Genomic DNA, 18551 nt, shown 5'->3' on the forward strand with positions numbered 1-18551 from the left:
AGGCATTGAGCGAAGAAAACACGTACGACTCAACGAGCATTAAAGTGCTGAAAGGCCTTGATGCCGTACGCAAACGTCCCGGTATGTACATTGGTGATACTGACGATGGCAGCGGTCTGCACCATATGGTGTTCGAAGTAGTCGACAACTCCATCGACGAAGCGCTGGCTGGCCATTGCGACGACATCACCATCACGATCCACCCGGACGAGTCCATCACCGTGCGCGACAACGGCCGCGGTATTCCGGTGGACGTGCATAAAGAAGAAGGCGTATCTGCAGCCGAGGTCATCATGACCGTGCTGCACGCCGGCGGTAAGTTCGATGACAACTCCTACAAAGTATCCGGCGGCTTGCACGGTGTAGGTGTTTCGGTGGTAAACGCCTTGTCCGAACTGCTGGTCCTGACGGTACGTCGCAGCGGCAAGATCTGGGAACAGACCTACGTCCACGGTGTTCCTCAGGCGCCTATGGCTATTGTGGGTGAAAGCGAAACCACGGGTACGCAGATCCACTTCAAGCCTTCGGCTGAAACCTTCAAGAACATCCACTTCAGCTGGGACATCCTGGCCAAGCGGATTCGTGAACTGTCCTTCCTCAACTCCGGTGTAGGTATCGTCCTCAAGGACGAGCGCAGCGGCAAGGAAGAGCTGTTCAAGTACGAAGGCGGCCTGCGTGCATTCGTTGATTACCTGAACACCAACAAGAACCCTGTTAACCAGGTGTTCCACTTCAATGTTCAGCGTGAAGACGGCATCGGTGTAGAAATCGCCCTGCAGTGGAACGACAGCTTCAACGAGAACTTGTTGTGCTTCACCAATAACATTCCACAGCGCGATGGTGGTACGCACCTGGTGGGCTTCCGCTCAGCCCTGACGCGTAACCTCAACACGTATATCGAAGCTGAAGGCCTGGCCAAAAAGCACAAGGTTGCCACCACTGGTGATGACGCGCGTGAAGGCCTGACTGCAATCATCTCGGTGAAAGTACCGGATCCGAAGTTCAGCTCCCAGACCAAAGACAAGCTGGTGTCTTCCGAAGTGAAGACCGCTGTTGAACAGGAAATGGGCAAGTTCTTCTCCGACTTCCTGCTGGAACACCCGAACGAAGCCAAGCTGATCGTCGGCAAGATGATCGACGCTGCCCGCGCTCGTGAAGCGGCGCGTAAAGCCCGTGAGATGACCCGTCGTAAAGGCGCATTGGATATCGCAGGCTTGCCGGGCAAGCTGGCCGACTGCCAGGAAAAAGACCCGGCATTGTCCGAACTGTACCTGGTGGAAGGTGACTCTGCTGGCGGCTCCGCCAAGCAGGGACGCAACCGTCGCACCCAGGCCATCCTGCCGTTGAAAGGTAAAATCCTCAACGTCGAGAAAGCTCGATTCGACAAGATGATCTCTTCGCAAGAAGTTGGCACCTTGATCACTGCGCTGGGCTGCGGCATCGGCCGCGAAGAGTACAACATCGACAAGCTGCGCTATCACAACATCATCATCATGACCGATGCTGACGTCGACGGTTCGCACATCCGTACCCTGCTGCTGACCTTCTTCTTCCGTCAGTTGCCGGAGCTGATCGAGCGTGGCTACATCTACATCGCTCAGCCGCCGTTGTACAAAGTTAAAAAGGGCAAGCAAGAGCAGTACATCAAAGACGACGAGGCCATGGAAGAGTACATGACCCAGTCGGCTCTTGAAGATGCCAGCCTGCACCTGAACGAAGACGCCCCAGGCATCTCCGGTGAGGCGCTGGAGCGTCTGGTGTACGACTTCCGCATGGTGATGAAGACCCTCAAGCGTTTGTCGCGCCTGTACCCACAGGAGCTGACCGAGCACTTCATCTACCTGCCAGCCGTTAGCCTGGAGCAGTTGGGCGACCACGCGGCCATGCAGGACTGGATGGCCAAGTTTGAAGAGCGTCTGCGTCTGGTTGAAAAATCGGGTCTGGTTTACAAAGCCAGCCTGCGTGAAGACCGTGAGCGTAATGTCTGGTTGCCTGAGGTGGAACTGATCTCCCACGGCCACTCGACCTTTATCACCTTCAACCGCGATTTCTTCGGCAGCAACGACTACAAAACCGTTGTGACCCTGGGCGCTCAACTGAGCACCCTGCTGGACGAAGGCGCGTACATCCAGCGTGGCGAACGTCGCAAGCAAGTGACCGAGTTCAAGGAAGCCCTGGACTGGTTGATGGCTGAAAGCACCAAGCGTCACACCATCCAGCGCTACAAAGGTCTGGGTGAAATGAACCCGGATCAGCTCTGGGAAACCACGATGGACCCAAGCGTGCGTCGCATGCTGAAAGTTACCATCGAAGACGCGATCGGCGCCGATCAGATCTTCAACACCTTGATGGGCGACGCTGTAGAACCACGTCGTGAATTCATCGAGAGCAACGCACTGGCAGTGTCCAACCTGGACTTCTGATCCAGTGTAGGTTCACAGAAAAGCTGCACGCTTTCACAAATAGATGACCGGCCGGGCTTCAACCATGGCCCCTGTCGGTCACCATCAAGCCCGCCTTCGCGGGCTTTTTTTTGCCTGGAATTCCTGCCGGGGCGCCCTACTCCGCTCATTGGAAAATGATGCAGATGGGGGGATTTGAGGAAGTGATTTGATGGGGCGCTGGAAGTGCTGAGAGGGTCGGCGGGCGGATCTGAGCAGCAGAGAGATTGAGAGGACTTTAAAACTAATATTTGAACACCTTAATAGTTAATTAAGCGTACGTGTTAAGTATTAATTTGAACAATTTAGTATGGAAATGGAATTTGGTGGAAGTTGCCATTTTGGATTTTTTGTAGATTTCGAAGGGATGTTGGAATAAGATCTATGACCAACTTTTCCGCTTTGCACTGAAGATTTTCAGCCAAATCAGCTGTTTGAAGCGAGAGCTTCAGACCTGATCCAAATTGCTCCAGCGATCACGAAGTGGCCGTTTAGAAATAAAGAGAGCAAGCCGATTGCTTTAGATTCTGATCAGTCATGAGAGTCATGACCAATGAGAGAAAAGGAGACCTGAAAATGTAGAAAAACGCGATCAATCCCGAGAGGACTGACCGCGCTTAGCGAAGCAGACTTGCGTCCTCAGAACCCGCAATGTCTGCTTTTTCGAAGCGACTGTCAATCCTCTCCCATTTTTTCGACCTTAGCGAGGTTACTCGACGGCACAGTGTTGCCTGTCGAAAGGCCTCACTTCGCCCGCCCTGCGCCTTGATTTTTTGGCGCAGCGTCGGCGCTCGTTTCGAGATTTTCGGAGGTGTTTCATGACAGTACGAAAGGTGGTCACGCGGCGGTCCAACCATTACCGCGGCTACTTCCCATCGCTCAAAAATAAAAAGCCTGTGCCCTGGGAGTCCCAGCTCGAAGGCGCTCTTTTTCGGCTTCTTGAGCTGTCTCCTGCGGTCATCGGCTACGTCCCGCAGCCCAGTGAGGAACGTGTTCCATCGCTCCAGGGCTACTTCAAATATTACCCAGACGTACAGGTTTTCCTCGCGGATGGGCGCGAGTGGTGGTTTGAAGTGAAGCCTCACGACCGACTGAAGATTGCCAGCGTCAGGCAGCGACTGGATGCCGCTGAGCGCTACTTCAACGCCACTGCCCGTAACTTTTCGGTGATCACTGAAAAGTTAATTGAAGCTGAACCCCTGGCTACCAATCTTAGAAGGCTGATGTATCACCGGCGCGGTCCAGAGCTTTCGCATCAGGCGTTGGAGGAGGTAATGGCGACCTTCAACGAATGGCCGCCTATGACCGTTGCAGATCTGCTCTACGTGGTTGGTGAGGGGAAAGCCTGGCGCTTGTTAGGCCTTGGGGTGGTGGGCATTGACCTTGATAGGTCAATTGACACTGACTCCCCGGTCTTCCTGCAAGGGGGGCACCGTCATGCAAACCTTTTCCCTTAGGGTGAAATTGGTCGTCATCGTTCGTGGCGTACTGATGGTGCTTGAGAAGAGGCTTATTGACCGGAAGCTGCTCTTTTTCGATGAGCTTGGTGAGCCCACGAAGCTATCCGAGAAGGAGTTCTATGAGGCCTACGAGAAGCGCGAGATCGAGATCTCCGCTGATCAGCCATACCTTGGGAGGGTTCCGTATGTGCGGAACGTCCCTCCAGATATTTCATGCTTCCCCAAAAAACATGGAGATGAGGCATTGCGTCGACGCAAGTATCTGGACGACCTAACTAAGCGCGGTAAATACAAGCTACCGGGTGACGAAGACATGATCAAGAAGCTTAGAGATATCGCCAAAAAGATTGGGGATGCGTGCGCACCCTCGGTTTCCACTATTCGACGTTGGGCAGCCAAATACATTGGCCAGAACGTAGTAAAGCTTATCCCTCAGCATGCCAAAAAGGGTCGGGCTGCCGCGATACAGGGAGAGCTCGAAGTTATTCTTGAAGGGGTGATTAATAAAACCTACCTGCAGGATACGATTCCAGCGGTCAGCGTGGTCGTTTCAGAATTCGAGGATCAGATAAAAGAGAGGAACAAAAGTCGTTTGCCTTCGGATCAGCTCAAGATCCCAAGCGGAATGACTGTCCGAAGGTACATCGCCAAGCTGGATCCGTACCTTGTGGATAAGGAGAGGCTCGGAAAACACGCAGCAGACAAGAAGCACCGTGTTGCGGCGGGTGTCCTACGTGTCCATGAGATTTTGGAACGTTGGGAAATTGATCACACCTTGTTGGACGTCCAGCTTGTGGATGAAACCTCGGGGCTGTGCATTGGGCGCCCCTATCTGACGATCGTCCTCGACCGCTTCTCTCGAATGGTGATGGGATATTTGCTCCACCTGTCGGCGCCAAATACGGAAACCGTGCTTCGTGTGATCGAACGCTCAATCCGTCCAAAAGCCGAATTGCTGAAGCGCTTTCCGAAAGTGAGAAATGAATGGTGGGCACGTGGGCTGCCGGCTCGAATAGTCCCAGACAACGCAGCGGAATTTCACGCGGGCGATCTCATCATGGGATTCAACGAGTTGGGTATCGAGATCATGTATCCCGCTTCAAGGGCCCCTCAAAGGAAAGGTGCCGTCGAACGCTTTTTCAGCACACAGAACCTGGGGCTTATCCACAACCTCCCGGGTACCACCTTCTCGAATATCCAGCAGCGTGGCGATTACGACTCGGAGAAGAATGCATGTTTCACGCTCCCTCAATTGGAGGCGGTGGTAGTGAAATGGATCGTCGATGGTTACCACCAGACTCCTCATCGGGGGCTGGACAACAGAACACCGGCTCAAGTCTGGGGGACTAGCGAGGCGAACCATGTCATCAGCCTTCCCGTCGACCTGGACTCGTTGGAGTGCATTCTGGCCAAGCGGGCCTCGGTGAAGGTTCACCATTACGGCATCGAGGTTGCCAAAGTGGGCTACCACTCTACGGAACTTGCTGAGCTCCGTATGCGTTTGGCAGACGGAGAAAAGGTAAACGTCCGCTATCGAGACGAAGCCGGGCACGTTTGGGTTCACGACCGCTTCAGAAACTTGTTCTTCAAAGTGCCCGCCAAAGATGAGCGAATGGCCGGTAAGAGCAGGGAGGTGTGGAAGGCTGCCGAGAAAGCGCTGCGAGAAAAATATAATGAGCAGCCTAGCTTCGAGGCTACGCACAGGTGCTACCAGGAAATTATGGAAGATGCAGACGAGGCCCGCCGTTCGCAGACGCTCAGAAAACGACGCGCAGCTGCCATAGCGAAAATCGACAAGGAGGGTCGAGTGACCGAAAGCACGCCTCCACCCAAGGTACTCGCTGAAGTGGAATGGACCGGTGACTCTATTCCTAACATTCCGCCAGCAGCCTTCAAGGTCTCGGTTCGTCGCCCTGCTGGGAGTTCTAAGCCATGAACGCCATCAATCTGTACGAATGCTACGAGCATGGTGAATACAGCTTTACGCTCCGCGATCGTTTTATTCACAGCCCTCAAGTCGAGCGAGCGTTGACGCGACTAGGCGATATCCACGGCGATAGTCGGCGTACCAGAGCAAGTAAAGGGTTGCTGATCCAAGGTCCAAGCGGAGTGGGCAAGAGCACATTGGTCAAGGAGTACATTCGGTCATTGGAGGAATTGGAGAGCCATGACCCACAGAAGCGGACAGTTCTGTTCGTCGAGATGCCTTCGTCTCCAACCAAAAAGAACCTGGCAGCAGCCATTTTGGCAGAGCTGAAGGATCCCTTCGCAGAGGCACGAGGACATTCGGCAGAGGTTAAATTTGCGCGAGTAGTCCTGCTGCTGAAGAACCTTGGCGTGGAGATGTTGGTCCTCGATGAGGCGCAGCACCTGGTCGATTATCGTCGTAATGGTGCGTATGAGGCAGCAGACTGGATCAAGAGTCTGATGAATGAAACCAGTATCGCGTTTGTTCTGATTGGGCTGAAGCGCACCGAAAATCTCCTGCTAGCAAACGAGCAACTGCGACGCAGGTTTTCGGCCACGGTGGCATACGATCGCTTCACCTTCTCCGCTAATACGTCTCTTCATTTCGTGATGTTGTTGCAGGCAATCGAGGGCGAACTGCCTGTTCAAACCATCAGTTTTGTAGAGCCAGCGATGATTAAACGCTTCTACCTGGCTTCCTATGGATTGATCGACTACCTCATCAAGATTGTGGACAGGGCTGTTTGGCTGGTTCAAGTCCAGGACCTTGTCGGGATTGAACTTCCTGTGCTGGCCCAGGCTTTTGAAGACGAGGTTTGGAGCTACGCCACCGAGGATCGAAACCCCTTCAGTGCGAGCTTCAATTTCCAGCCTCTGTTCGGGAAGCGGGAGCCGTTTGAGACGTTCGAAGAGAGCAGTACCTGACGGCCAAGGGCCGGGCTTATCGGCCCGGCTCTACTCCCCTGATTTTTATGTCTTCGATTTCATGGATGTGTAGGAATGTTTGGTCTTTTAATCAACCCACGACCACACCAAGACGAAAGTCTTTTGGGGTACCTGCAGCGCCTGGCGAAAGCCAACGGATTACCCAGAAAGGAACTGCTCACCGCCTTTGCACGAGCCGACGAGACCGATGTTGCGGACTGGCTGCAGATGATGGAAGGACCACTGAGCTGGCCTGCGGTATCTGCTGAGTTTCGTGATCCAAGGCCCAAGGGGGTCAAGTTATGGACGACTCATCACGCTCGTTACTGTCCGATCTGTTTGGGCGAAGCCGGTTATTGGAGAGAAAGCTGGGGCTTGACCCTGGTTACGACGTGTTCTGTCCACGGCACTGAACTCCACGGGCGGTGCCCCAACTGTCTGAAGGAAACCGATCCAAGCGCAATGAGTGCGAATAGTTGCCAAGCGTGTGGCACCTCATTGAGTGGGACCAATTTTGAGATCGCGCCGGCGAGTGATACGGCCGCCTGGCTCACCTCTGGCTTTGAAGATAGGTTTTACGCCGACTCGTTGCCAGCTGACGCGGGATTGGCGGCCCTCACCTACGAACAGTTTCACGAGTTGTCATCGCGTCTCGCTGTCAGAAGTTTGCCTACGGAAAGAACCCAGCCGCTGAAGGTTGCTGATTCGGGTTCGCTAGAGATATCGCGGCTTATGGCAAACGCGGCGGGCGTGGTTCTCATGAACTGGCCTCTCGCATTCAGAGAACTGCTGAGTGGCCTCAAGGCAGTCCATTCCGATAACGAACATTGGACGCTCAGCAGATCGTTCGGCCCGATATACCACGACATCCACCGTGATCTGGATGACTCTTGTTTTGACTTTCTTCGTCGAGAGTTCGAATCATTTCTGCAGCATGCGTGGGAAGCACCGTTAGCGAAGCGAAATCGCAATTTGAGTGAGGAGACGATTGAGAGACATCGTTGGGTGTCGTTCGATTCTGCTGCTGAAGCTTGTGGTCTCGGGGTATCAGTCATAAAACGCCTTCATCAGGAGGGACAAATCGCCTATCGGGAGAAGGTCCATGAAGATCGAGTCTTTACGGTCGTGGACCTGGATCATTTGAAGGCAATCTCGCAGCATCTCCAGGGCGTGGCTGATATGAAAGAAACCTCGACTTTGCTAAGCCTCTGTCGCAATCGGGTTAGGCAGCTGCTAGCTGGTGGTACCCTCCAGTTCTTTGGTGGAGAACCGCGCCCAGGCGAAAGGTGGCTGATTGACTGCCGCTCGATCAACGAATTGATTGATGAGAAGCTGCCTACCAGCTCTGACCAGAGCCTGGTGTCGATCAACTACTTGGCCAAGCATTCTCTGCCCAAGGGGGGTGGGTTGGTCGAGTTGGTTCAGGCAATACGTGCAGGTGAACTTCGCGCTTACGGCCCAGCTGAGAATGGCTCGGTTGCGGTAGGGGCGTGGTTACTCAAGCCGCAAGATTTTGCAGCGTGGCAACAAGCCCGAGCTGAGAACAAGAGTCCGGTCTTTCCCGGCCTGTCGGTAGTCAAGGCTGCTGCGCTGTTAGGCGTCAAAGAACAATGCGCATACGCGTTCGTTCGACTGGGTCTGCTATGGAGCACTGCTGTCGAACGAGGCCGGCGTACGCAATTGATGGTTAAGCCTCAAGCCATCGACAGATTCAGGCGTGGCTATATCTTGGGACCGGAGATTGCGGTGTATTTGGGGAAGTCGACCAGGGAGGCGTTCAAGCACCTTTGGGAGGCCAGGTTTCGCCCCGTTGCGGGGCCATCCATTCCAAACGCGGCTTGCCGGCAGTACGTTTGGGTAAGAAGCAAAAAGCTGATCGATTACCTCGCAAGTGAAGCCGCCCAGATCGACGATCCTGAAGCCATCACGTTTTTATCCACACCGATCGCTCAGCCTCGTGATTGCCGATTCAGGCATGTGGGATCAAGATAGTTAGCACGCTTTCTTTCTTGATTGCTAAAATCATCGAACCCATTTTGGAGAATCTTATGTCCCGTCTCGCTGAATTCCGCCTGCTCGAACAACAGCTCGCAGCCCAACTGGCGGAGCTGGAAGCGCTGAAAAATGACTCTGCCCTGAAGCAGGAAATGGAATTTGAAACGAAGCTGCGCAGTTTGCTCAACGAGTATGGCTACGGCCTGCGCCAAGTGGTGCTGATCCTCGATCCGCAAGCGGTGGCTTCCACTGATATGGCCCCAAAAACCTCTCGGAAACCACGCGAAGTGAAGGTCTACAAGAATCCACACAGCGGAGAGGTTGTTGAGACCAAGGGTGGTAATCAGCGTACGCTTAAGGCCTGGAAAAACGAGTATGGCGCTGAGGTAGTCGAGTCTTGGCTCGCCAATTGATTGCACTGCAGGCGGCTTCTGGCACGAGATGAATCGTGGTGCGCCCCGAATGCAAATTCCCATTCTGGGGCGTGACGAAATTTTCTGCGGGTGGTGGTGACACACAGTTTATGCGCATTAAATAGAGGTCCACTTCAAAAAATGGACTCTCCAAAATGCGGAATGCTCTCGTCTCAATCTCAGTGAACACCATCGCAAGCCTCCTGACTGCGCTTGTGCTTCACTGGATCACCCCTCCTCTTTCCGACCTCTCCATTCAGCCAATCACGGCCTCAAACTCTGGATCCAAGAGCTCTTCGTGCTCTTCGTAGATGAGAAATCTGGACCAGACAGCACGTTTCTGAACCACCCCATCAGAGCAAGCGTTCCCCTGGATTGAGCTATCTGGTGACGATTCGTTGAGTTTCTTCTCACTGCTAGGAAGAGCTCTGATTAAAAATTCGTGCTTCCTCAGAGGCTTAGCGATGGTGTCTGTAGAGGCTTTTCTGGAATGACGAGTAAGCTCCTGATGGAGGCGTTTTCTGCACTCCATTCCTCACGGGGACCGCTTGTCAAATCGAAAGGCCCTGCTATACAGTTCTTGTCAAAGGATTTGTCAAATGATGTAGAATCCGGTCCCTCGTTGGGGAGCGGTGGAGGAGTTAACATGTCAGAACGCGAAGGGGTCTTAGCAAGGGCGCCGCTTATCTATGCGTTGAGCGTAATCAGATTTGCACCGATTCTTAAGCTGCCAAAGCTGATCCCAGACATTCAGCACACGATCCGTCAGAGCCTCCCGGGCTTCTTCCAGATGGTCAAGGGCGTGCCGCCTGGAGTGATGCACAGCGGAGAACCGAATTCTTGGGCGTTCCTTAATCGGGATGCTGACTACGCGTGCGTGCTGGCCATGGATCACATGATCCTGCAAAGCACAAATTATCTTCATTTTGATAACCACTTAGCGCTTTTCCGTGAGTGCATTGAGGCGCTGGTAGGGCAAGCAGGTGCATTGGATATCACCGCTATCGGGATGCGGTACGTCGATAAAATTGAACCAGCTGAAGGTGAGACCCTAGCCGACTACCTTCCGGAAGCCATGCTCCCACTTAAATGCGATGAGCTAGCGGCGCATGGGAAAGTCCCCAAGGAGCAGCTTGGAATCTCTACTACCACCTACCATCTAGATCCGGAGTATCTGCACATCAGATGCTGGCGGCAGACTGGTATGTGGATACCGGAAGATTTGGTCGAGCCGGCCATGGTTTTCGAAATTGCTAAGCAATCGAGGAATTCATCCAAGCATGGTGCTCCTCTGCAAGGTGCATTTGTGCCTGTTAGCGAAAATGGTGCTCTTCTCGATACGGATGCGCATTGGCCGCTGCAGTTAGCCGAACGACTGGGAACCGAGGAGATCTGCACGAGACTCGACGGTTTGCATAAGACTGCTAACTTTGCTTTTAGGACAGTCGCGAAAGATCATGCCTTTGAGGTTTGGGGGAAGGCGAAATGACTACAGCAATGAATGGGCAATGGATTGATCCTACCGGGGCTGCTGTAAGCAGATCTTCTACTTGGGAAAACCCTGAAATTGCTCCGCGTGTAGGTAGCACGACAGCAAACCCTGTATTGGCGATTGCTTTCACAGCGATGCTGGCCGTTTCGGTAGTAGTCGCTCCTGGGACTGCCTCCCTGCCCTATCCACAACTTATCGGCTCAGCAGGCATGAGCTTTCATGGCGTGCATGCTGGTGCCTGGACCGAGGTGGACACCAGCCAGGATGCCAATGTTACCGAAGACGTAGCGCCGGCCTTAATCGAGGAGCTTAGGAGCGACTTCAAGTTGTCAGATAGCTCCATCGCGCAGATCTTCAACGTGTCTCGTCAGACCGTGTACAATTGGCGGACTGGAAAAACCGCCACTGGTTTTCCCGAGAGGCTTGCGGCTTTAACTGAGGCGTTGCGCCAAGTTAACGCCGAAGAAGCGCAGTATCTGCATCGGGTGCTTTTCTATCCAACCGCCGATGGCCGCCTGATTCAGGATGCGCTTTCGGATGAAGCGTGGAATCGAAATGGCGCTAAAGGTGTGTACGGAATGGTTGCGGAGTTGGCTGGCAAGGCGCAGCAGCTACGTGATAGGGACCTCAAAACCATCGCCAGGTTAGAAAAATCGGGCGGTTCGAATTTGGTTTGATTATGGCTGATACACCTGAGCAAGAGATCGTAAGTGCCATTAGCGCTGCTGGTTGGCTGCAAGGAGATACCGTCTCAGGTGACGCCTTGATTGAACACATATCCGAGGAGGTCCTGAAAGGCCAATTCGAGGGGGTGGCTCCAGCTTATTGGATGTTGGCCTCCCATTCCTGCACGGTGCATGCACGCAACCTTTGTGATGCGCCGTGGATAGAGTGGATTGCCGTTAAGGTAAAGAAAAAGGCCTTCGATAAGCAGCTGCACGCCCTCAATCCACGTACGCTGCACCTGCAGCACGCGGAAAAGCAGGTTATGGAGCTCAAGATTCACAAGCGTGTGTGGACCAAGAGAGCCGTGCTTCCGACGCTCCACCGAAATCCGGTAATCACGCTGAGCGAAGAAAACGGTCAGTATTTCTCATACTGGATGTCCCACCATTACAACCGTATTGCGATGCCGGACGAGTTGGTCAACCGCCTGAAGGCAGACCAAGGTGACGACGGCATGAAGGGCATCGCCGTGCTTGTCGACGATTTCCTCCATCAGAACAACCAATTTTTCGCTAGTGCTTGGGTTTCCTTCAACCCCAAGGGCGAGATTCGCGACCCGGCTGAGCCCTACGAGGTGGTGTTCCGGTTTTTGACCAAACGAGAGCACGCCAGGCGCGCAAATGAGCTGCACGACCAGCTGAATGAAGTGCTCGGGGTGGCCAGAAATCTCAACGATGGGCTGTACTTCGGTGGAGCAGACGTCACGGTGCTACAAGACTTTACCATGCTCGATGCGGAAGACTTCGTGCGGTACAACCTTCACGACTGGCTCAGTGTTGGGGATACCGATGAAGATGAAGAAGGTGCCGATGATGCTGACTGAGCTGCTATCGGCCTCCCCTTTAGGATCTGGGTTTGACCTTAGCTGACCGGCTGCTCTACAAACCAATTGATTTTCTCCGGAGCCGGTGTCACTGTCGCTCCAAGAATAGCCCCCACGCCTCGGGCAGGTCCCAGACCTGTACTGCGCATCAGGGGGTTAGTTGTTTCTAGGGCCCGCCCAGGTCGATCAGGCATGCTTTGGGCTGGCCTCAAACCAGTGGGTGACCACCAAAAGGGTCAGTTAGGCCTACTGCTGCCTATCCTCGCTCGTTACCATCCAGAAACCCTCTATTGATACGGTTTCAGCAAAGATGGATGTCTATAAGCTCCGCATCGAAGACACAGAAAGCAAGATCATCGACAAGGAAGGTTTCGAGGCCGAGACCTTCCGCAGAGATCCGTGGTACCAGCCTGGAAGTGCGGGCAAGCTAGCTCAGTTTGCTGTATGCCCGGCATGCGACAACCCTGTCCAGCTGGTTGGGCTGTATGAGCTACCGCCTAACGTGAAGAACCCATTCGGGAAACATGCTACTAAGAGCATTCGCGGCATCGCTCCATTTGATAGTGAGGCCCGTAACGATTGCCCGTACTTCAAGCCTCGCCAGCATAAGAAAACAGAACGAAAAACCAGGTTTGACGGCGTCCCGCGGAAGATTCTCAAGCTATTGATCGAACAGTTCGATCGCGTGGTTTACATCCTGGAGAAAGAGACCCAACTGGTCCTTTCCGAGAACGCGTTGAGAGGCATGCTGCAGCGTTACAAGGGAGAGCGTGGCTACCTCTATACCGGCGCGACGCTTCGCAATGTGCCATGGATCTTTGCTTACATGTCGGACGCCACCCGCCTGTTTGGCCAGAAGGTCAGTGGAAATGCTGAGCTGGTGAAAGCTATTGCCGCTGAGGTGCCGGGGGCGGAAATCAGCAGCACGGGTCGGCTGGAATCGAAGAAGGTGCCTGGTTCGAAGGCGGCATATTTTGATCTCAAAATGAGTTTCATCCGCCATCGAATCGTCAAAGACAGTGAAGCGTCTGGCTTGGTTGAAAGCATGGAGTTTGTAGTGTCACAGCCTCGCGGAGGTGAGCTTGAGCACATTCACAAGGAAGTCATCAAATTCGATTCGGCTTGGTTCGAATCTCTTATCCGGATGCCGGTTGATCATCCTTATCGCAGAATGGATAGAGTGAAGATGGCCCGGGAGGAACTGGGCGATCTGCTGGAGCTGACTCAGGCCTGAGGAGGCCTGCTGTAAACCACTTTTTTTCACTGTAAACCACAGTGGTTTACAGTGAAAAAAGTGGTTTACAACGTAGCTATGACACGCGCCCTGGCCACTCCCCAGGCCAGCGCGCTCCTCATTGGTTCGTTCAGCCGGACGTCGAACACCTGTGCTGCTCGGGGCCTTGCCACGCCGCGGTGTCCTATAATTCATCTTCAGCTGAATGGAGCAAAATGTTGTGAAGCGCACATTCATTGGAATGGTCGAGGCTGGTGAGCCACTGATGAGGCAAGCGCTTGAAGCTATCCGACAGGCCCACGAAGCGGAGGCTGCTGGATTGCCAGACCTTGAGGTACAGCGTCTTCACCTATTGGCAGATTCGCTCTATCAGGCGGTCATTGATTTTCAGCTCCTCAAAGCAGGTAAACCACCGTCGACTATCCAGTGAGGACCTGCCGCTACATGACGAAAAAGATACCAGCTCTTCTCCCCGACCACCCCATGTATACCGACGCAGTGGATGCGATGAAGCAATACCACGAGGCGCAGGCTTCTGGCTCATCTGCCGAAGAGGTTGAGCGCCTGCGTCAAATCGCAGAATCACAATTTCGGGCTGTCAGCGAGTATCAGCTCAACGCTCTGGGATATCAGTCTCGTCGTCCGCACTGAAGGGATAACCGATCCGGAGGTAGCTTCAGAATCCATCAAGCCAAGCGGAAGACTCACGACTGGGTCCGATTGATCAGCGAGACAGTCGGGAAGGTTTGCACACAGCCCAAACAAAAAAGCAGCTCCCGAGAGCTGCTTTTTTCTTACTCGCCCTTTTTGTGCTTGTGGGGTTTCAGGTCCGGATGGTCCTTCTGCTTTTCAGGGGTGACTCGCTGCCTTTTGTCCGGAGTGCCATCTTCATTGGTGCGCTTTGGGCCTGGCTTGATGCTCATGCAAAACTTCCTTTTCCGCTTGGGTTGTTGAATGCAGCTATGTAATTAGTCCAGCTTCTCTCAGCTGTCAAAGCAGGCTGGTGCAGAACCGCCTGGCCGATGATCCGGTCCACATCGAACATTCAGAGGCCAGAATAAAAGCCTCCGGCCAAGGGCTTGCAAGGGGCTGTAAAATCCAGCGCTGAGCGATACGAAGACGTCTGGACGTTCATCATGCCGAGCACGGTGTGGAACAGGTTGTCGTGGCTCAGCGATGACGTGGTTTGAGCTTTCAAACAACCCACGTTGACCTTTTCACTCTTCGCGAGCGAGTCAGACATCCAAAGTACCAACGGCACCTTTGTTTGCTCGTCAGGAGCCATCGCGTAAGGCAGCCCATGCAGATAGAGCCCACCCTCCCCCAGCGATTCGCCGTGGTCCGAAACGTACATCAGCGCAGTGTCGAACTTGGTGTTGGCCGCCAAGATATCGATGAGATTTGCAGTCACATAATCGGTATAGAGGATTGAGTTGTCGTAGGCATTGACCACCTCCTCCTGCTTACATTTGTCGAGCTCGTTGGTCTCGCACACCGGTGCGAATTTCTTGAATTGCGAGGGGTAGCGCTTGTAGTAGGCCGGGCCGTGACTGCCTTTGTAGTGGAGCACCAGGACAGCATCGCCTTCCTGGCGCTTGATGAAGTCTTGCATCTCCGTGAGCAGCACCCCGTCCTTACACTCCTCGCTGGTGCACAGTTGGGAATCCGCGTGAGAGGCAGCCTTGTGGTTGGGAACCCTGTCGCAGACCCCTTTGCACCCCGAGTTGTTGTCAGTCCACATGACACTGATGCCAGCGCGTTGAAGCACGTCGAGCAGCCCTTCTCGGCTCTTGGCCAAGCCATCTTTGTACTGGGCCTTACCCACGTCCAGGAACATGCATGGCAGCGAGACCGCGGTAGCGGTGCCGCAGGAGCTCACGTTCGTGAAGCTAATGACATTTCGCTTTTCTAGTTCCGGATTCGTTTCACGGGAGTAGCCGTTGAGGGAGAAGTTGGCGGAGCGAGCGGTCTCTCCTACTGCCAGTACCAGCAGCCTGGGTTTACGAGCCGCACCCTGTCGATTAACTACCGCATCAGTACCAATGGCCGTCAGCGTTTTAGGTGAGGCCAGCTGACGCTTCAGGCACCCATGCGAATACTATGACTGGGAGGCTGGCCGCTAGCAGCCAGTTCACTTCATCGGTTTTGAATACCAGCTTCCAGAGCACGTTCCGGAGCTCTGCGTTCGCGAATAGCAGCAACCAAAAAGTCACCAGGCCGATTAGCAAATTAGTACTGATGCCTTTCTGCCGCGCATTGCGAATAGCAAAGATCCATTTGCTTAACAGGGTGTGAACAATGGATTTGGAAGGTGTCATTATCAAACTCTGGAAGCTGCTTATCCATGGCGGTAGCTATGGAGTTAGCGGGAGCTACAAGGCAAGCCGTCGACAGATGCTAAGCGATTGCGCAATGTGCGGAGCGCCAGAGGCCTTAGGCCCCTAGGCGTTGGAGACGCTTAGTATGTGTGAGGCATAGGGATAAAAAGAGAAATGAATCTCGCTGAGCGCATTATTTCCGGGACCTGATAACGACACGATGACCTCGGGATTACAATGCTGACAGAAATCCAATAACAGCTGTTTTGATTGTCATTGATCACGCTATGATCAAAATTAGGGGGATACCACCCACTAAAAGCAATACGCCGCTCAGCTAGATAAATTTAATTTCACAAACAAAACGGTTTCGTTTTGTCGTAGGCTAATTTTGAACTTCCAATTAAACTTACAAGTCTTTTTCGCGAGCAGAACATTATTTTCAACTTTTGCTCGTTAATATGTCACCCATCAATGAGGGGCGAATACCATGAGCTTTTTCAAAAACATCCTGGGCGAGCACCATGGCCGTGGAAACCACGGTGGAGGCAAGCACCACAGCGGGGGACATGGGGCCGAGCAGTATGATCGCCATGGCCGGCAGCAGGGCTGCGACGGCGGTAATCAGGTGTATGACGGCGGGCGCCCTGCCACTCCTGCCCCCATCAAAGATCTGCAGGGCTGCAGGCAGTGCCGGACGGCCAACGATCCGTCAGCACGCTTTTGTCTAAACTGCGGAACACCGCTATCGAGTGGTTGCACCGCCTGCGGCTCGCTGCTGAGTGCAGGGGCAAGATTTTGCAGTCAGTGTGGCCAAGCGACGCTCTAAGGCTAGGTAGACAGGAAGGCCAACGAGACCACAACCCTGCGCAAGGAGAAATACGTGGGTTCAAATCATGACCATGGCAGCGCCGCAGTACGCGAGGGGCATCAGAAGAAGCTAATCATGGCGCTCGCCTTGACTGGCAGCTTCATGATTGCAGAAGTGATCGGTGCGTGGATTACCGGCAGCCTGGCGCTGCTGTCGGACGCATCTCACATGTTTACAGATACTGCCGCCTTGGCGATCTCACTGATTGCACTTCAGATAGCCAAGCGGCCGGCGGATCAAAAAAGAACCTTCGGCTATGCGCGTCTGGAGATTCTGGCTTCGACGTTCAACGCCGTGCTGCTCTTTCTCGTGGCAATGTACATCTTGTACGAGGCCTACCAGCGCTTCTTCATGCCGGCGGAGATCGCTACGGGAGCGATGATGTGGATCGCAATCGCCGGCCTGATCATCAACCTAATCTCGATGCGCCTTCTGGCATCAGCGAGCAACGAAAGCCTCAACGTCAAAGGAGCCTACCTCGAAGTTTGGAGCGACATGCTCGGCTCGCTAGGCGTAATCATCGCGGCGCTCATCATCCGCTTCACCGGCTGGACCTGGGTCGACACGATTGTCGCTGTGGCAATCGGCCTTTGGGTACTTCCGCGGACGTGGCAACTGCTTCGCGAAAGCCTGGGAATCCTCATGGAGGGTGTGCCGAGGGGGCTCGACGTTACGGCAATCGAGGCCACGATCCTCGGGGTAGATGGCGTCACGGACGTACATGACTTGCACGTCTGGGCCGTCAGCAGTGGCAGCAACGTGATGACGTCGCACGTAGTAATACGGGATTCTGCAGATGGGGATGCTGTGCTGGCGGCCGTCGTGGAAGCTGTCAGCGATGCATTCGAAATCCATCACTGCACCATCCAGATCGAGCGGGCAGCTTTCCACGAGAGCGTTCCCTCGCCTTCGCACTGATCGATCGGTAACACCATGCAAACACATCACCTTCCTGGCTGAGGGTGATGCTGCAATAGAAATGCGGTGAGGGATGGCGTAAACGGCAGGAGCGCTTCGAGAGGGGTTGGTGAATGGCTTCGCCTGCCCCCGTCCACAACCTCCAGAAGGCTCAGCGATGGCTTGGATCATCACGAAGTACCTACTCACTGCCGGTATAGTGATTCTCGTATCAGAGCTGGCGAAACGCAGTGACAAGCTGGGCGGCCTGGTCGCCGCCCTACCCTTGGTCACGGTGTTGACGCTGGTCTGGCTCTACTTGGAGAACCAGAGCATGGAGAAGATCGCCAACCATGCCTGGTACACGTTCTGGTACGTGCTTCCGACCCTGCCGATGTTTATCGCTTTTCCGTTGCTGCTACCTAAGCTCGGCTTTTGGCCGACACTGATCTGCAGCATCCTCATCACAATGGCCAGCTTCGGGGGCTTCGTGATACTGCTGCGCCGGTTCGGCATTGAGCTTCTGTGATCCGGTGGCCGTAGGGATCATCTTGATGAGTCTTAACGGCTATTAACGCACTCGCCCTTCACTAGGTAGCGAACCATGTGCAGTTCGCCTTTCGAGTCTTCGTAGGTCATCATGCTTCTTACATCCCCGCAGTACCGCACGCTGGGTGATACATACACCAACTTACCAACGTCCAGGTCCATGCCGTAGGCGTAGTCTTCTAGTTGAGGCATGGGCTTTTTTACGCGTTGAGCATAATCCGCAGTAGCCTCTCTAGCAGAACGCTCGATGCGTTGATTAATCTCCATACCGCTTTGGGCATTGGCTGTTAGTGATGTAAAGAGCATAAACACGGCGATCGCTGATACTGTAGTGTTCATAAGAAGTCCCTTAATAAAAAAGCGCCCGTAGGGGGCGCTAAAATTCACCTACCAAAGGAGCGTATGGTTTACAGGTGAATGCACTGGCGCGAACAACTGCT

Annotated in this window: 18 protein-coding genes and 1 pseudogene; 15 read left to right on the top strand and 4 right to left on the bottom strand. The window is 53.9% G+C overall.

Translation table 11 applies throughout. From position 1 onward, the window contains the following. Positions 1–5: 5 nt before the first annotated feature. The 12 genes from gyrB to BFC21_RS18415 all read left to right on the top strand — a co-directional run bounded on the left by gyrB (position 6) and on the right by BFC21_RS18415 (position 14127). Complete coding sequence (gene gyrB, locus BFC21_RS18355; protein WP_016782862.1) at positions 6–2423, top strand: DNA topoisomerase (ATP-hydrolyzing) subunit B; 2418 nt, start codon at positions 6–8, stop codon at positions 2421–2423. An 836-nt stretch (positions 2424–3259) separates the two neighbouring features. Then, positions 3260–3898 carry a TnsA endonuclease N-terminal domain-containing protein gene (locus BFC21_RS18360; protein ID WP_011953077.1) on the top strand — a complete coding sequence of 213 codons (639 nt, stop codon included), beginning with the start codon at positions 3260–3262 and terminating at the stop codon, positions 3896–3898. Beyond that, positions 3879–5837, top strand: coding sequence for a DDE-type integrase/transposase/recombinase (locus tag BFC21_RS18365; RefSeq protein WP_011953078.1), 1959 nt, complete (start codon positions 3879–3881; stop codon positions 5835–5837). The genes BFC21_RS18360 and BFC21_RS18365 overlap by 20 nt, the downstream gene beginning before the upstream one ends. Further along, positions 5834–6793: a TniB family NTP-binding protein gene (locus BFC21_RS18370; protein WP_010951429.1), complete on the top strand. Its 960-nt coding sequence runs from the start codon at positions 5834–5836 to the stop codon at positions 6791–6793. The genes BFC21_RS18365 and BFC21_RS18370 overlap by 4 nt, the downstream gene beginning before the upstream one ends. A gap of 75 nt (positions 6794–6868) precedes the next feature. Next, positions 6869–8785 carry a TniQ family protein gene (locus BFC21_RS18375; RefSeq protein WP_010951430.1) on the top strand — a complete coding sequence of 639 codons (1917 nt, stop codon included), beginning with the start codon at positions 6869–6871 and terminating at the stop codon, positions 8783–8785. Positions 8786–8841: 56 nt separating this feature from the next. Continuing rightward, positions 8842–9201: a histone-like nucleoid-structuring protein, MvaT/MvaU family gene (locus BFC21_RS18380; RefSeq protein ID WP_010951431.1), complete on the top strand. Its 360-nt coding sequence runs from the start codon at positions 8842–8844 to the stop codon at positions 9199–9201. Positions 9202–9847: 646 nt separating this feature from the next. After that, on the top strand, positions 9848–10690 hold the full coding sequence (locus tag BFC21_RS18390) for a TIGR04255 family protein (protein ID WP_010951432.1): 843 nt from the start codon (positions 9848–9850) through the stop codon (positions 10688–10690). Then, a complete protein-coding gene (locus BFC21_RS18395) occupies positions 10687–11370 on the top strand; it encodes a transcriptional regulator (RefSeq protein WP_126404318.1) in 684 nt (227 codons plus the stop codon). Before BFC21_RS18390 ends, BFC21_RS18395 begins: the two co-directional genes overlap by 4 nt. Positions 11371–11372: 2 nt before the next feature. Continuing rightward, complete coding sequence (locus tag BFC21_RS27425) at positions 11373–12242, top strand: hypothetical protein (protein WP_153443019.1); 870 nt, start codon at positions 11373–11375, stop codon at positions 12240–12242. Positions 12243–12552: 310 nt separating this feature from the next. Continuing rightward, a complete protein-coding gene (locus tag BFC21_RS18405; protein WP_011953102.1) occupies positions 12553–13476 on the top strand; it encodes a hypothetical protein in 924 nt (307 codons plus the stop codon). Positions 13477–13681: 205 nt separating this feature from the next. Next, a complete protein-coding gene (locus tag BFC21_RS18410; RefSeq protein WP_011953103.1) occupies positions 13682–13906 on the top strand; it encodes a hypothetical protein in 225 nt (74 codons plus the stop codon). Between the two features lie 14 nt (positions 13907–13920). After that, the gene (locus BFC21_RS18415; RefSeq protein WP_011953104.1) at positions 13921–14127 is read left to right on the top strand and encodes a hypothetical protein; all 207 of its coding nucleotides are present in this window, start codon (positions 13921–13923) and stop codon (positions 14125–14127) included. A gap of 143 nt (positions 14128–14270) precedes the next feature. On the opposite strand, the gene BFC21_RS27590 is transcribed toward BFC21_RS18415, so the two are convergent. The 3 genes and pseudogenes from BFC21_RS27590 to BFC21_RS27595 all read right to left on the bottom strand — a co-directional run bounded on the left by BFC21_RS27590 (position 14271) and on the right by BFC21_RS27595 (position 16389). Then, positions 14271–14399, bottom strand: a complete 129-nt coding sequence (locus BFC21_RS27590; protein WP_003253468.1) for a hypothetical protein — start codon at positions 14397–14399, stop codon at positions 14271–14273. A gap of 122 nt (positions 14400–14521) precedes the next feature. Further along, positions 14522–15794, bottom strand: a pseudogene (locus BFC21_RS18420) (phosphoethanolamine transferase). Positions 15795–16236: 442 nt separating this feature from the next. Further along, positions 16237–16389: a hypothetical protein gene (locus tag BFC21_RS27595; protein WP_228394108.1), complete on the bottom strand. Its 153-nt coding sequence runs from the start codon at positions 16387–16389 to the stop codon at positions 16237–16239. Between the two features lie 33 nt (positions 16390–16422). Here BFC21_RS27595 and BFC21_RS27600 point away from each other — a divergent pair, with 33 nt between their 5' ends. The 3 genes from BFC21_RS27600 (at position 16423) to BFC21_RS18435 (ending at position 18091) form a co-directional block, all read left to right on the top strand. Beyond that, positions 16423–16623, top strand: coding sequence for a zinc ribbon domain-containing protein (locus BFC21_RS27600; RefSeq protein ID WP_256557662.1), 201 nt, complete (start codon positions 16423–16425; stop codon positions 16621–16623). 54 nt (positions 16624–16677) lie between these two features. Then, positions 16678–17583, top strand: a complete 906-nt coding sequence (locus BFC21_RS18430) for a cation diffusion facilitator family transporter (RefSeq protein WP_095041102.1) — start codon at positions 16678–16680, stop codon at positions 17581–17583. Between the two features lie 157 nt (positions 17584–17740). Then, positions 17741–18091 (top strand): DUF3147 family protein, encoded by a 351-nt coding sequence (locus BFC21_RS18435; protein ID WP_095041101.1) that lies wholly within the window; start codon positions 17741–17743, stop codon positions 18089–18091. 32 nt (positions 18092–18123) lie between these two features. Here the strand turns inward: BFC21_RS18435 and BFC21_RS18440 are convergent, their stop codons facing one another. Then, the gene (locus BFC21_RS18440; RefSeq protein ID WP_095041100.1) at positions 18124–18450 is read right to left on the bottom strand and encodes a DUF2790 domain-containing protein; all 327 of its coding nucleotides are present in this window, start codon (positions 18448–18450) and stop codon (positions 18124–18126) included. Positions 18451–18551: the final 101 nt, after the last annotated feature.

This window comes from Pseudomonas sp. TMW 2.1634, assembly GCF_001703595.1.
Lineage (GTDB): Bacteria > Pseudomonadota > Gammaproteobacteria > Pseudomonadales > Pseudomonadaceae > Aquipseudomonas > Aquipseudomonas fragi.

Bases quoted from the DNA above. Each gene is read 5' to 3' on its own strand.
- BFC21_RS18440 (WP_095041100.1), bottom strand. From the start codon at position 18,450: ATGAACACTACAGTATCAGCGATCGCCGTGTTTATGCTCTTTACATCA.
- BFC21_RS18415 (WP_011953104.1), top strand. From the start codon at position 13,921: ATGACGAAAAAGATACCAGCTCTTCTCCCCGACCACCCCATGTATACC.
- BFC21_RS18405 (WP_011953102.1), top strand. From the start codon at position 12,553: ATGGATGTCTATAAGCTCCGCATCGAAGACACAGAAAGCAAGATCATC.
- BFC21_RS18410 (WP_011953103.1), top strand. From the start codon at position 13,682: ATGGAGCAAAATGTTGTGAAGCGCACATTCATTGGAATGGTCGAGGCT.
- BFC21_RS27595 (WP_228394108.1), bottom strand. From the start codon at position 16,389: ATGGCGATCATACTGCTCGGCCCCATGTCCCCCGCTGTGGTGCTTGCC.
- BFC21_RS18365 (WP_011953078.1), top strand. From the start codon at position 3,879: ATGCAAACCTTTTCCCTTAGGGTGAAATTGGTCGTCATCGTTCGTGGC.
- BFC21_RS18435 (WP_095041101.1), top strand. From the start codon at position 17,741: ATGGCTTGGATCATCACGAAGTACCTACTCACTGCCGGTATAGTGATT.
- BFC21_RS18360 (WP_011953077.1), top strand. From the start codon at position 3,260: ATGACAGTACGAAAGGTGGTCACGCGGCGGTCCAACCATTACCGCGGC.
- BFC21_RS18375 (WP_010951430.1), top strand. From the start codon at position 6,869: ATGTTTGGTCTTTTAATCAACCCACGACCACACCAAGACGAAAGTCTT.
- BFC21_RS18380 (WP_010951431.1), top strand. From the start codon at position 8,842: ATGTCCCGTCTCGCTGAATTCCGCCTGCTCGAACAACAGCTCGCAGCC.
- BFC21_RS27590 (WP_003253468.1), bottom strand. From the start codon at position 14,399: ATGAGCATCAAGCCAGGCCCAAAGCGCACCAATGAAGATGGCACTCCG.
- BFC21_RS18370 (WP_010951429.1), top strand. From the start codon at position 5,834: ATGAACGCCATCAATCTGTACGAATGCTACGAGCATGGTGAATACAGC.
- BFC21_RS27425 (WP_153443019.1), top strand. From the start codon at position 11,373: ATGGCTGATACACCTGAGCAAGAGATCGTAAGTGCCATTAGCGCTGCT.
- BFC21_RS18390 (WP_010951432.1), top strand. From the start codon at position 9,848: ATGTCAGAACGCGAAGGGGTCTTAGCAAGGGCGCCGCTTATCTATGCG.
- BFC21_RS18395 (WP_126404318.1), top strand. From the start codon at position 10,687: ATGACTACAGCAATGAATGGGCAATGGATTGATCCTACCGGGGCTGCT.